The following is a 13,446-nucleotide window of genomic DNA, read 5'->3' as shown; positions in this document are numbered from 1 at the left end:
GAAAAGATGTATATGGAATCGCTTAGGTTGAAGCTGGATTTACAGTTGTTCTCCCAGGAGAAAACTGAATCGGCGACACCCAAAAAACGCCAAGACTCCCGGAAAAAGGGTCAGGTGGCCAAGAGTATGGAACTGCCGGCGGCGTTTATCCTGTTCTTCTCGTTCTTGTCCTTCTACATGATCGGCGGGTTTATGAAAGAAAAACTGGTTGATTTATTTACCGGATCACTGAGGCACGATTTATTAATGGATGTCACTATGTCTAATATACAAATGCTCTCTTACCGGATACTCGTGCAGTTTCTTATCTTACTGGCCCCTATTATGATTTTAACTATGGTCACTGCTCTGGCTGCTAACTACATGCAGATCGGTTTTCTGCTGACAGGCGACCCTCTTAAGATGAAGCTGAACAAAATTAATCCCATTGAAGGCTTCAAAAAGATTTTCTCGATGCGTTCCTTTATTGATTTTCTCAAGTCTATTCTAAAGATTGTCATTATCGGTGTCGTCGTTTACTTAACCCTGTGGGGCGAGAAAGAAAAACTCCTCGCACTTAGTCATGTGCCGCTGGAAAAGGCGCTGCAGTATGTATGGTCTATGACTCTCATGCTTGGCATCAAAATCGCGATTATTCTCGTCGTGCTTGCCGTATTTGATTATTTATACCAACGCTATGAATTTGAAAAAAGCATTCGCATGTCCAAACAGGATATCAAAGATGAGTACAAAAAGACGGAAGGCGATCCCTTCATTAAAGGCAAAATCCGTGAGAAGCAGCGCAGAATGGCTATGCAGCGGATGATGCAGGAAATACCTAAAGCGGACGTCATTATTACCAACCCGACGCACTATGCGGTCGCGATAAGATATGATGCGGCCAATATGCAGGCGCCGACTGTGGTTGCCAAGGGGACCGATTTCGTAGCGCTGAAGATTAGAGAAATTGCTAAAGAACATGGCATTTTAATTATGGAAAACAAGCCGCTCGCACGAGCTCTGCATGCTCAGGTCGAACTGGAGGAAGCGATACCCGGGGATCTGTTTCAGGCGGTAGCTGAAGTGCTGGCATATGTATACAAAATAAAGGGCCGAACTAAGAGAGCATAAGAAAGGAGGAGCCGTTCATGAAAGCAAAAGATTTAGTTGTGCTGATTGGGATTATCGGAATCGTATTGATGATGGTTATTCCCATCCCGATCGTTCTGCTGGATTTTTTACTCATTATTAACATTACCATCTCGGTAATGATCGTGCTTGTCGGCATGAACACGCAAGAGGCACTCCAGTTCTCCGTGTTTCCGTCCTTGCTGCTCGTAACCACCTTGTTTCGTCTGGCACTCAACGTCTCCACGTCCCGTAATATTCTGGCACATGCGGAAGCAGGGGAAGTAGTTGAGACGTTCGGAAACTTTGTTGCGGCTGGCAACATTGTGGTCGGTTTCATCGTGTTCCTCATTCTGGTTATCGTCCAATTCATCGTAATCACGAAGGGTTCCGAACGGGTAGCTGAAGTAGCGGCCCGGTTCACCCTCGATGCGATGCCGGGTAAACAGATGAGCATTGATGCCGATCTTAACGCGGGCATGATTAATGAACAGCAGGCAAGAGACAGGCGCCGCAAAGTAGAGCGGGAATCCGATTTCTACGGGGCTATGGACGGGGCGAGTAAATTCGTCAAGGGAGATGCCATCGCGGGGATCATTATCCTGCTTATTAATCTCATCGGCGGGTTCATCATTGGAATGACTATGAAAGATATGTCCTTCGGAGATGCGGCCGCTACTTACTCCATCTTGACCATCGGCGACGGTCTGGTCAGTCAGATTCCGGCGCTCCTTATTTCGACAGCGGCCGGCATTATCGTAACCAGAGCTTCCTCGGAAGGTACATTCAGTAACGATATCATGTCGCAGTTGACCGCCTATCCGAAGCTTCTCTACATAGCCGCTGGAACCGTCGGCTTTCTCGGAATCTTCACTCCAATCCATTGGTTTACAACGTTGCCGATCTCGGCCGTGCTTATATTTGCCGCTTTGAAAATGCAGAAAAATCTTAACCGCAAACAGGTTGAAGAAGAGCAAATGGTGGAGGAGCAGCAGATTGAGGAAGTCCGCAGTCCGGAAAGCGTAATTAGTCTTCTTCAAGTAGACCCGATCGAGTTCGAATTCGGGTATGGCCTTATACCGCTGGCGGATACACAGCAGGGAGGAGATCTGCTGGACCGTATTATCCTGATCCGGAGACAATGCGCGCTTGAGCTTGGAATCGTAGTGCCGGTTATCCGGATACGGGATAACATTCAGCTGCGGCCTAACGAGTATATCATCAAAATTAAAGGCAATACCGTTGCGGGCGGCGAATTGCTGCTTAACCACTATTTGGCGATGAGCCCCGGATATGACGATGATTCGGTAACGGGCATCGAAACAACGGAGCCTGCTTTCGGACTTCCCGCATTATGGATTGATGAAGTCACCAAAGAGCGTGCCGAGCTATCCGGTTATACGGTTGTGGATCCGCCTTCCGTGGTTGCTACGCATCTCACAGAAATAATTAAGAAACATGCACATGAGCTTCTTGGACGTCAGGAAACGAAACTGCTCATCGACAATGTGCGCGAAACGTATCCGGCTCTGGTCGATGACCTTATTCCGAATGTTCTGGCAATCGGGGATATCCAGAAGGTACTGGTGAAGCTGCTGAAGGAGAAAATTTCCGTCCGGGATCTGGTTACTATTCTGGAGACACTGGCTGATTACGGAACCTATTCCAAAGATCATGACATTCTGACGGAGTATGTCAGACAAGCCTTGTCGAGACAAATCACCCAGCAATACACGTCGCAGGAAGAATCGCTTCGTGTCATTACGGTAGGTCCGGGATTAGAGAAGAAGATTGCGGAATCGGTTCAACAGACTGACCAAGGTTCTTACCTCGCGATTGATCCTACATCTTCACAGATGATCTATCACAAATTAGGGGAACAAGTCAGTAAAATGGTCCAGTCAGGCCATCAGCCGGTTATTCTGGCGTCTCCGACGATCCGTATGTATCTCCGCCAGCTGCTAGAGCGTACCATGCAGGACATCCCGGTTCTTTCTTACAGTGAATTAGAGCCGAATGTAGAAATTCAAAGCATGGGGGTTGTTAACCTATGAGGGTGAAACGTTATATTGTCGATTCGATGCCGGATGCTCTTAACAAAATCCGGTCCGATCTCGGCAAGGATGCCGTTATTTTAAATACGAAAGAAGTGCGGACAGGCGGCTTTCTCGGTTTTTTCGGTAAAAAGAGGATCGAGGTGATCGCTGCGGTAGAGGAAGGTCAACCTGCACCTGCCGGAGCCGGGTACTCTGAGAGTAAAGCAGAACCGGCCCGGCCATCCTCCAAAGCGGCGGCAGCCGCTGCCGTAACGGCAGTGGCACGGGCAGCGCAGCAAGCCGAAGAGGATGCGGCTCATGCTTCAGTTGACCCTTCGCCAATACGGAATGGTCAAACCGGTAATGCCGCAGGGCAGACGGTTCCGCAGCCGGAATTAGCGAAACCTCCTGTACCCGCCAGGCCGATACAGCCGAGTCTTATAAAAAATCAGGAACTGCACACCATGGATCAATTTTTGCAGAGGGATAGAAATGATCAGCAGCATGGTGATTTGCCAGCTTATGGCAGCCGGGAAGAAGCTGCTGCTCTACAGCCAGCCATGACCAACACTTCAGGCGCTCAGCGGGATGCCGATCAGCATCTTGATACGCAAGACCGGCTGAAGCCCTCGGGACAGCCGGATCAGAGCCGGCAGGCGCTGGACAAGCAGCGGCCCGCAGCGCCGCGCGAAGTCCCGCCGCCTGCGCATATGCCGCAATCGGCCGCCGCTGCCGCATATGCGCAGGCGAAGCCGATGCCGGCGGCTCCACCCGCGCCTGGCGTACGGCGGCAGCCCGCAGCCGCTCCGGCTGAGCCGCAGCCGGACGAAGCGCCGGCGGAGCGCGGCTTTGCCGATGCGCAGGCCGAGGCGCTGCGCGCCGCTCTGGCCGCCGCCCGCTCCGCGGAGGCAGCGCCTGAAGCGCCCGCTTCCAAGGACGCGGAGCGCGATGACCTGATGCTGGCGGAACTCCAGCATCTCAAGCGCATGATGGCCGATCTGGCCCGGCCATCGGCTGAGCCTCAGCTGCCGCCGGTCTGGAGGCGGCTGGAGGAACATCTTCTGGCGCAGGAAGTGCTGCCGGACCTGGTCCGGCAGTGGACTCAGGGCGCCAGGATTGATCTTTCTGCGGCGGGTATAGAGCCCGGGCCGCAGGAAGCTGCGGAGGCGGTGCGCAAGCGGATGCTCGCGCTATTCCCGCCTCCGCACGGCAAGCCGATCTCGGTGGAGTCGAGGATCGTTCACATCGTCGGTCCGACGGGTGTCGGCAAGACGACAACGATCGCGAAGCTCGCTGCCGATCAGGTGCTCAAGCAGCGCCGCAAGGTCGGACTGATAACTTCGGATACTTATCGGATCGCAGCAATTGAGCAGTTAAGAACTTATGCCAATATTTTGGATATCCCGGTTGAAGTGGTTTTCTCGCCGGCGGATTTAACCAAAGCTCTTCATAAGCTGCAGGACTCCGATGTGATTTTCATGGATACAGCCGGCCGCAATTTCCGTAATGAGATGTATGTTTCGGAGCTCAGTACGCTGCTTCGTCACCAAGGTCCGAGCGAGACTCTTCTTGTACTCAGCCTGACTTCTAAATATAGCGATATGAAAGCCATCACGGCTAATTTTTCAAAATATAAAGTAGATAAAGTTCTATTCACTAAAATGGACGAGACGCATTCTTACGGTGCTATCTTGAATCTGCTGCATGATTTTCCGGTTAAACTCTCTTATGTGACGGACGGTCAGAATGTACCGGACGATATTATGATCATAGATGAGGCTAAAATCGTGGATGCGATTTTGGAGGAATATATTTATGAGTGACCAGGCGCAGAAGTTGCGGAATCTGATCCGTCAGCGAGAAGGGGCGGCAACACCGTTGTCCGAAGCCGCTCCGCAATCAAACGCCAGAATTATTACGGTGACTAGCGGTAAGGGCGGAGTAGGCAAATCCAACTTCACCTTGAACTTTGCCCTTTGTTTACTGGAGAGAGGGTACCGTACCCTCATTATCGATGCGGACATCGGATTTGCCAACATTGATGTTCTGATGGGGATAACGGCACAAACTAATCTGCTGCATCTGATAAAAGGGGAGAAAACGATCTCCGAGCTGGTACAGACAGGACCCGGTGGGATTCAATTTATTGCGGGCGGTTCAGGTATGTTCGATTTACTCCGGCTGACCGATGAAGAGACCGCTTCTTTTACGAATCAGATTGAGGAACTTTGCGGGATGGCTGATTTCATTTTATTTGATACAGGGGCAGGATTGTCAAAGGAAACGCAGCAATTTATTGCGGCGGCCCAAGAGACCATTGTTGTTACTACACCTGAGCCTACCGCGATAACAGATGCGTACGCTTTAATTAAAATGGTTCGAAACGAAGATCCCGATGTTACGTTCCGTCTCGTTGTTAACCGTGCTACCAGTACTAGAGAAGCCAAGGCTACAGCAGATAAAATCCGGATGGTTGCAAGACGTTTTCTCGATATCGAAATCGCTTCAATCGGTCACGTCGAGGACGATCATCTCGTTTCCCGGGCGGTTAAGGAGCAGACTCCTTTTATCATCGCGTATCCGCATTCAGCAGCAGCCAGAAGCATGAAGGTCCTCGTTGACCAATTTTTAGGCCAGCCGTCCAAAGCGGACTTAGGCGGGGGGATGAAGAAGTTCCTGAAGCGCCTAATCGGCCGAACACACTAACATCCTAGAGCAAAGTCTGGAGGGGCTATGGAACCATACCGTATTCTTGTCGTCGACGATTCGGTTTTTATGAGGAAGATCATCACTGATCTAATCGAAGAAAAATCAGAGTTTCAAGTCACTGCAGTAGCTAAAAACGGTATTGAGGCCATCGAGAAAGCGCTGGAACTGAAGCCGCATGCCATAACCATGGACATTGAAATGCCCGTAATGAACGGGTTACAGGCTCTGGAGCGGATTATGGAAGTGCAGCCGACGCCTGTTATTATGCTCAGTTCCCTGACGGAAGCAGGGGCTTTAGAGACCATACGGGCGCTGGAGCTTGGCGCCATTGATTTTATCCGGAAGCCGTCCGGGTCCATCTCGCTTGATTTGTATAAAGTGAAGCTGCTGCTTCATGAGAAACTTCGTATCGCTGTCCAAACCAGGCTTAGAGCGCTGCCTCCTGTCAGAAGCTCAAGGCCGTATGAAATCTCACCTAAACCGGGATCGGCACCCGCCCCTGCAGCAGACAGGTCCTGGCGAACGACGGCTGAGCCGCTTGTTGAGAGACCCCGGCCGAGCCAAGAGGAATCAGGGGGGGATAAAACTGCCCGCGTTATCCGTGATCTGGTGGCCATCGGGACTTCGACTGGCGGTCCGCGGGCTCTGCAGTGTGTCTTAAGTGCACTGCCGGCCAATTTCGCAGCTCCCGTTCTGATTGTCCAGCATATGCCGCCTAATTTCACAAAGTCACTTTCGCTGAGGTTGAACGATCAATGTGCCATTCGGGTAGTGGAAGCGGAAGAAGGACAGATACTTACCAACGGAACCGCTTATGTTGCTCCGGGGGGCTTGCACATGACGGTTGTCCAATCGGATGCCGGGGATTACCGTATTGCTCTTAGTAAAAGCGAACCGCTCTCCGGACACAGGCCGTCCGTGGATAAGATGTTCGCATCGCTCCTCCCGCTCAAGAATCTGTCAAGGCATGCTGTCATTATGACCGGGATGGGGAGTGATGGTGCCCGTACACTTGCGGAGCTGCGCCGGGATGGGGCCACTACAACCATTGCGGAATCGGAGGAAACCTGCGTCGTGTACGGGATGCCGAGAGTGGCTGTTGAGAATGAAGCGGCTATGTTTGTTCTCCCGCAGGGAAGTATTGCCGGCAAATTAATCGAGCGGGTGATGAAAGATAGCGGAGGCCGGTAACGAAAGTAATCACTATTTCACGGAGGTGTGGATTTGTGGATATGAATCAATATTTATCGATGTTCATCGACGAATCAAAAGAACATCTGCAAGCGCTCAATGATAATATGCTCAGCTTGGAAAACAGTCCGGACGATATTGATATCGTTCATAATATTTTCCGCTCGGCTCATACGCTTAAAGGGATGTCTGCCACCATGGGCTTCGAAGACTTGGCATCCCTTACACACGAAATGGAAAATGTACTCGATTTGGTCCGTAATCATAAACTCAAAATGGATTCTTTTATTTTCGACAGTCTGTTCCAGAGTCTGGACGCCCTTGAATCGATGGTAGAGGATATCGTACAGGGTGGAACAGGCAAGGCCGATGTTACTCATATCGTAGTTTCTTTGAAGGCAATTGTAAGCGGCGACTATCTCAAAGCGGCACAACCATCAGCTGCTGCGCAGGGTACAAGTGCTCAAGGCGATAGTGCGATTGCCCTTGACCAGTTTCAGCAGTCTGTTCTGCAGCAGTCTATTGAAGCGGGACTTCAGGTTTTCTATGTTGAAGTAACGGTTCGTGAGGACTGTGTTCTGAAAGCGGTCAGAGCTTATATGGTTTTTGAAATTCTCGAACGCTGCGGTGAAGTCGTAAAAGCTACCCCTTCGGTGCAGGATATCGAACAAGAGAAATTTGACCGCTCCTTCTCTGTGTATTACATAGCAAATGCGGAAAAAGAGGCTCTGGAAAATGAAATTCTGAATGTGTCTGAAATTGAGCATGCTCAGATCATCGTTCTCGACCGCGAATCTCTGGATGAAATGACAGGGAATTCAGCTGCCAAAGCAGAGATTCAAGCCAGTGAAGCCCAGGCAGCCGCCGCAGCTCTGTATGCCGCACCGGCTGCTCCGACTTCTGTTGAGTCAGCTGCCAAACTGGCGGGCGGATCTGCTCCTTCCAAGCCTGCTGCGTCCCAAGGCGGAGGTCAGGTCGGCGGACGCACCATCCGTGTTGACATTGAACGTCTGGATACTCTGATGAATCTGTTTAGTGAGCTGCTGATTGACCGGGTGCGCCTGGAGCAGCTGGCAAGTGAGATCAAGAACAGTGCCTTGACTGAAACGGTGGAGCATATGTCACGGGTCAGCAGCGATTTGCAGAGCATAGTCCTTAAGCTTCGCATGGTTCCGGTAGATACCGTATTTAACCGTTTCCCGCGAATGATTCGCGACATCGCCAAATCTTTGGACAAGAAAGTGGATTTGATTATTACCGGGGCAGAAACGGAACTGGACCGTACGGTTATCGATGAAATCGGCGATCCCCTCGTTCACTTGCTGCGCAATGCAGTCGACCATGGTGTTGAAACCATCGCTAAACGGATTGAAAAAGGGAAGAGCGAGAACGGCACCGTTCATTTACGCGCTTACCATAGCGGCAATAACGTATTTATTGAAATTGAGGATAACGGCAACGGCATCAATAGAGAGAAAGTATTGGCCGCTGCTGTGAGCAAAGGAATCGTTAAGCCGGAACTGGCGGATAAAATGACGGATTCCGATATCGATCAGCTGCTTTTCGAATCCGGCTTCAGTACGGCAGATAAGATTTCGGACATCTCCGGGCGCGGTGTCGGGCTGGATGTCGTCAAGACCAAAATCCATTCCCTTGGCGGTCATATTCATGTGGAATCCGTACCAGGGAGCGGATCCATTTTCTCCATTAAGCTTCCTCTTACACTCTCTATCATTTCGGCTATGCTGGTCAAACTGGGAAGTGAGAAGTACGCGATTCCATTGTCGTCCATTGTGGAAACATCACTTGTGCAGAACTCTCAAATCCGCTCCGTTCAAGGCAACCGGATGATCGATTACCGTGGAAGCATGATCCCGCTCCTGTCCCTGTCCTCCGTGCTGGATGTGCCCGACTATAGTGATGCAGAGGAAGAAGAGACAGAGGTTGTGATTATCCGTAAGGGAGAGAAAATGGCTGCGCTGATGGTGGAAGAATTTATCGGACAGCAGGAAATCGTTCTTAAGTCCCTCGGAAAATATTTGAAGAATCTATTTGCTATCTCCGGAGCAACTATTCTGGGTGATGGTCAGGTGGCTCTGATTCTGGATACGAATGAACTGATTAAATAACCTATACAGGGAGGCAATTCCAATGGCTGAAGACAAGAAAATTATTGTATTTGCACTGGCCCATGAAGAATACGGCGTAGAAGTAGATAAGGTCAAAACAATTGAGCGGATGCAGCCGATGACACGCGTACCCAAAACACCTGTTTTTGTTAAAGGAGTTATTAATTTGCGCGGTGTGGTGGTGCCGATTATCGATCTTCGTTCACGCTTCGGGCTGCCGGAATCTTCTTATACCGAGAATACGAGAATAATTATCGTAGCCGTCAATGATATAGAAGTAGGACTTGTTGTAGACTCAGCGAACGATGTTATCGACCTCAATGAAGACAGCATTGAGAATCCTCCCGAGGTTGTTGGGGGAATTAAAGCGAAGTATCTGCACGGGATAGCCAAAATCGGCGATGAACGTCTGCTGGTTCTCATGAATCTTAATGAAGTGCTGAATAAAGACGAAATCATGCAACTCGAAAAAATCGAGGCTTGATCGAGTGGATACCATAAAGGGACTAGCAGATTATCAATTAGATGTACTGAAAGAAATCGGTAATATCGGTGCCGGCCATGCGGCTACTGCTCTCTCTACTCTATTGGACAAACCGGTTGATATGCTTGTTCCGAAAGTGGTGGTGCTGCCGTTTGAAGAAATTCCTGACATTGTCGGCGGTGCCGAGGAAGTCGTGCTTGCCATCTTTCTTCGGGTGGTCGGAGAAGCGCCCGGTAACATGTTTTTTATTCTGAATCTTGAATCGGCAAGGAATATGCTGTCCAAGCTGATCGGAATGGATCTATCGGATAACGGGGATTACAGCGAACTGGAGTTATCTGCTCTGAACGAAATCGGCAACATTTTAGCGGGTTCCTATTTATCATCCTTGGCTGATTTCACCCGTTTAACGATGTATCCGACGGTTCCGGCATTAGCCATTGATATGGCAGGCGCTATTCTTAGCTACGGACTCCTGCAGTTCGGTGAGATGGGGGACCAGGCTCTCTTGATCGACACGAAATTTCTGGAAGGTTCCGAGGAAGTTCAGGGACATTTCTTTCTTATTCCGGATCCGGAGTCATTCGGGAAATTATTTGCGGCACTAGGGGTAGAAAGCCTATGATTCAACAAACGATCATTAAAGTCGGTATGGCGGATTTAAATGTAGGCACACAGGAAGGCGTCTTAAAAACGACCGGACTGGGTTCCTGCGTTGGTCTCACACTTTTTGACGGTGTCGCCAAGATCGGAGGGATGGCTCATGTCATGCTTCCGACATCGGACATCGCCCGTGAAGGCTCACTCAACATTGCGAAGTATGCGAATACCGCCATTCCGGAATTGATCGAACGGATGACCCTGCTCGGCGCCTCGATCACACGCATGGAAGCGAAACTGGCAGGAGGGGCGCAAATGTTCGCCTTTGCGGGCAGCAGCGATACGATGAGAATTGGGCCGCGTAATGTAGAATCTTGCAAAGCCATGCTGATCCGGTACCATATTGGAATTAAAGGTGAAGACACAGGCGGGAACTACGGAAGAACGATCGAATTAAACTGCGACAGCGGAGCTCTTACGATCCGGAGTGTCTTGCAGGGAATAAAGGAATTGTAGCCATGGTAGGTAATCTTCGTTGGAATTTTATTGTTGGTGCAGCCTCGTTCATTTTTACTTTTTTTCTGTCCTTCTCTGACAACGTATGGCAGACGACTCTGCTTCGGAGTTTCTATAGTTTCGTTATCCTTTTTATACTTACTTTTATTTTTCGCTTCATTATAAACCTTGTTTCCGCGATGGGGGCAGCACCTGCAGTGGACCCGACTGAACAGCCTGGGGAACCGCTGGATGAGAACAAAGTAGGACAGCATCTGGACCTGTCTACTCCGGATGAGGCCGCTATCCCCACAACCGACTCGACAGCTAGAGAAGAAGACGGATTTGCACCGCTGGCGCCGCCTAAACTCGTTACCCGGAAGCAGCCTGATACGGAGCAGTCAGTTAGAGCCCTGAGACAAATGTCTGAAGAATAGGACGGTGAACTGCCATGATTGAAAAAAAACCGAATCTGGCCCATTTTGAAACTTGGAGGCAGTGGAAACAAGCGGGTTCAAAAGATGCCAAGCAGATTCTGATCGAAACGTACCTGCCCCTAGTTGAATATGTATCAGGGCGGTTGGCCATAGGCCTTCCAAAGAACGTTTCCAAGGAAGACTTGGGCAGCTTTGGGATCATGGGTCTCATCGATGCGGTTGAGAAGTTTGATTACGAACGCGGTCTTCAATTCGAAACGTATGCTTCGTGGAGAATTCGTGGTGCAATCATTGACGGATTAAGACAAGGAGACTGGGTTCCCCGTTCTGTTCGAGAGAAGGCCAAGAAGATTGAAGAGGCGTATCAGAAATTAGAGCAAAAATATTTGCGGAGCGTGTCAGATTCTGAAATTAGCGATTACCTCCAAGTGACGGAAGATGAGTTTCAACACATGCTGCAGGAAATTGCGGTAACTTCCATTACATCCATAGATGAGCCTATCCGGGAAGAAGAGTCAGAGACACGTTTATCTCTTCTGGTAGATGAACGTGCCAAAAATCCGGAATTTACCGTCAATGAATTTTACCTGAAAGAAACCTTGTCACGTGCAATAGAACGTTTAACGGAAAAAGAACGCATCGTGGTTTCCCTGTTTTATTTTGAAGAGCTGTCCCTGAGTGAGATTGCGGAGGTTATGAGTTTATCTCCCTCTAGAATATCTCAGCTGCATTCCAAAGCGATGCTTCGTTTGAGAGGTGCTTTAAGTCGTTATAAAGTTCAACTTTTTGAAAAATAATCGATGTCGGAAAGGTTGTCGATTTTGATGGATCGGATTTTGGAATTAGATCAGGTAATTAACATATCCGTCTCCGATGACAAGTTAACTTCTCTGCTTAAATTTTCGGACGTTCGGGAAGATTTTCATGTAACACCAGATGAACTGCACGGGTTAGCACGCGCGAACAGTATTGTCCACGGTCTCGACAGTGAGGTTATACTTCGTGTCGCGGTTAATCCGGAAGCGTATTTGCTGAGTGAAACGGTTATTGCACGGGGGACGCCTCCTGTTCAGGGCAAGGACGGTTACATCGCCTATCTCTTTGAGACGAATAATAACACAGGCAAGCCGTTGGAAACGGAAGATGGCCGTGTGGATTTTAAAGAAGTATCGACCTTAAACAACGTCAAAAAAGGCCAGCTGATCGGTAAAAAGATTCCTCCAACTGCCGGAACGCCGGGCAGAGCCGTTACAGGCGAAGAGATTCCGACGCGTTCGGGTAAAGAAGCGCGTTTTAAACTCGGCAAAAATGTCGTCACAGATGCCGAAGAAACGGCCATTTATGCTGCGATAGACGGTTTGGTTACTTATACCGACCGGAATAAGGTTAACGTCTTTCCTGTATATGAAGTCAATGGGGATGTGGACTACCGGACAGGTAACATCGATTTCGTCGGTACGGTGGTTATTCGGGGGAATGTAAGCCCGGGCTTCAAAATCAAAGCCTCCGGCGATATCCGAATTATCGGCGGCGTGGAAGCTGCCGAACTCGAGGCTAGCGGCTCTATTGATATTACAGCGGGCATAGTCGGCCGCAATAAAGCATTAATCCGTGCCGGCAAGAATGTGAAAACTTCATTTATACAAGATGCCATTGTGGAAGCGGGGGAAATAATTGCGGTTTCGCAAAGTATTATGCATTCTACAATCCGCGCAGGAAAAGTGATTTCGTGTAACGGTCCTAAGGGGTTAATTGTAGGAGGTACAGTTCAGGCAGGGGAAAAAGTGATAGCACGTACGGTAGGTAATTCGCTGTCCAATACCACCATTATTGAAGTCGGCGTACTGCCCGAACTGCGCAATGAACTGATTCAGCTTCGTTCCCAGCTCATGGAGATCACAGAGAACCGTTCAAAAACGGACAAGGCTCTTATTTTACTGGATCAGTTGGCTGCATCCGGCCAGCTGTCACCTGACAAAGTAGCGCTGCGAATTAAGCTGAATCATACTAAAAAACAGGCGAACGAAGAACATAAAGAATTAAGAGAACGGGTTTACGAGATTGAAAAGTCCCTGGAGGATAGCGACCGTGCCAGAGTCGAAGTGATTTCGACTATTTATGGCGGTGCCAAAATCGTCATTGGCCGCTATACCAAATTCATTAAAGATCCAATGAACCGCGTTGTGTTCCATTTTACGGCGGGGGATATTGGTTTTGGGACTTACACGCCCAGATAACACAGGGCCAGATATAATTCC

12 protein-coding genes are annotated in these 13,446 nt (G+C 49.5%); all 12 read left to right on the top strand.

Features of this window, described 5'->3' with window-relative positions; translation table 11 throughout:
• The first annotated feature begins 12 nt into the window (after positions 1-12).
• Entirely contained in the window at positions 13-1,110 is a 1,098-nt protein-coding gene (gene flhB, locus EDM21_RS06320; protein ID WP_157333990.1) for a flagellar biosynthesis protein FlhB, read from the top strand.
• A 17-nt stretch (positions 1,111-1,127) separates the two neighbouring features.
• Positions 1,128-3,161, top strand: coding sequence for a flagellar biosynthesis protein FlhA (gene flhA, locus EDM21_RS06315; protein ID WP_068774641.1), 2,034 nt, complete (start codon positions 1,128-1,130; stop codon positions 3,159-3,161).
• Positions 3,158-4,966 (top strand): flagellar biosynthesis protein FlhF, encoded by a 1,809-nt coding sequence (flhF, locus tag EDM21_RS06310; RefSeq protein WP_157333988.1) that lies wholly within the window; start codon positions 3,158-3,160, stop codon positions 4,964-4,966. The genes flhA and flhF overlap by 4 nt, the downstream gene beginning before the upstream one ends.
• Positions 4,959-5,849, top strand: a complete 891-nt coding sequence (locus EDM21_RS06305; RefSeq protein WP_157333986.1) for a MinD/ParA family protein — start codon at positions 4,959-4,961, stop codon at positions 5,847-5,849. Before flhF ends, EDM21_RS06305 begins: the two co-directional genes overlap by 8 nt.
• Positions 5,850-5,876: 27 nt before the next feature.
• Positions 5,877-7,043 carry a protein-glutamate methylesterase/protein-glutamine glutaminase gene (locus EDM21_RS06300; RefSeq protein ID WP_157333984.1) on the top strand — a complete coding sequence of 389 codons (1,167 nt, stop codon included), beginning with the start codon at positions 5,877-5,879 and terminating at the stop codon, positions 7,041-7,043.
• Between the two features lie 35 nt (positions 7,044-7,078).
• On the top strand, positions 7,079-9,172 hold the full coding sequence (locus EDM21_RS06295; protein ID WP_166541863.1) for a chemotaxis protein CheW: 2,094 nt from the start codon (positions 7,079-7,081) through the stop codon (positions 9,170-9,172).
• Between the two features lie 22 nt (positions 9,173-9,194).
• Positions 9,195-9,656, top strand: a complete 462-nt coding sequence (locus EDM21_RS06290) for a chemotaxis protein CheW (RefSeq protein WP_157333982.1) — start codon at positions 9,195-9,197, stop codon at positions 9,654-9,656.
• Between the two features lie 4 nt (positions 9,657-9,660).
• Complete coding sequence (locus EDM21_RS06285) at positions 9,661-10,281, top strand: chemotaxis protein CheC (protein WP_166541862.1); 621 nt, start codon at positions 9,661-9,663, stop codon at positions 10,279-10,281.
• Positions 10,278-10,772: a chemotaxis protein CheD gene (locus EDM21_RS06280; protein ID WP_157333980.1), complete on the top strand. Its 495-nt coding sequence runs from the start codon at positions 10,278-10,280 to the stop codon at positions 10,770-10,772. The genes EDM21_RS06285 and EDM21_RS06280 overlap by 4 nt, the downstream gene beginning before the upstream one ends.
• A 197-nt stretch (positions 10,773-10,969) precedes the next feature.
• On the top strand, positions 10,970-11,188 hold the full coding sequence (locus tag EDM21_RS24915; RefSeq protein WP_235918082.1) for a hypothetical protein: 219 nt from the start codon (positions 10,970-10,972) through the stop codon (positions 11,186-11,188).
• A gap of 14 nt (positions 11,189-11,202) precedes the next feature.
• Positions 11,203-11,985, top strand: coding sequence for a FliA/WhiG family RNA polymerase sigma factor (locus EDM21_RS06270; RefSeq protein ID WP_068774650.1), 783 nt, complete (start codon positions 11,203-11,205; stop codon positions 11,983-11,985).
• 27 nt (positions 11,986-12,012) lie between these two features.
• Positions 12,013-13,425: a DUF342 domain-containing protein gene (locus EDM21_RS06265; protein WP_157333976.1), complete on the top strand. Its 1,413-nt coding sequence runs from the start codon at positions 12,013-12,015 to the stop codon at positions 13,423-13,425.
• Positions 13,426-13,446 lie beyond the last annotated feature (21 nt).

The organism is Paenibacillus lutrae, from assembly GCF_009757775.1.
In the GTDB taxonomy this organism is placed as follows: Bacteria; Bacillota; Bacilli; order Paenibacillales; family NBRC-103111; genus Paenibacillus_F; species Paenibacillus_F lutrae.
This window is presented reverse-complemented; position numbering and strand designations above follow the sequence as displayed.

What these genes read in the sequence shown, in the direction of transcription:
- flhB (WP_157333990.1), top strand. Translation starts at nt 13, where the DNA reads ATGGAATCGCTTAGGTTGAAGCTGGATTTACAGTTGTTCTCCCAGGAG.
- flhA (WP_068774641.1), top strand. Translation starts at nt 1,128, where the DNA reads ATGAAAGCAAAAGATTTAGTTGTGCTGATTGGGATTATCGGAATCGTA.
- flhF (WP_157333988.1), top strand. Translation starts at nt 3,158, where the DNA reads ATGAGGGTGAAACGTTATATTGTCGATTCGATGCCGGATGCTCTTAAC.
- EDM21_RS06305 (WP_157333986.1), top strand. Translation starts at nt 4,959, where the DNA reads ATGAGTGACCAGGCGCAGAAGTTGCGGAATCTGATCCGTCAGCGAGAA.
- EDM21_RS06300 (WP_157333984.1), top strand. Translation starts at nt 5,877, where the DNA reads ATGGAACCATACCGTATTCTTGTCGTCGACGATTCGGTTTTTATGAGG.
- EDM21_RS06290 (WP_157333982.1), top strand. Translation starts at nt 9,195, where the DNA reads ATGGCTGAAGACAAGAAAATTATTGTATTTGCACTGGCCCATGAAGAA.
- EDM21_RS06280 (WP_157333980.1), top strand. Translation starts at nt 10,278, where the DNA reads ATGATTCAACAAACGATCATTAAAGTCGGTATGGCGGATTTAAATGTA.
- EDM21_RS06270 (WP_068774650.1), top strand. Translation starts at nt 11,203, where the DNA reads ATGATTGAAAAAAAACCGAATCTGGCCCATTTTGAAACTTGGAGGCAG.
- EDM21_RS06265 (WP_157333976.1), top strand. Translation starts at nt 12,013, where the DNA reads ATGGATCGGATTTTGGAATTAGATCAGGTAATTAACATATCCGTCTCC.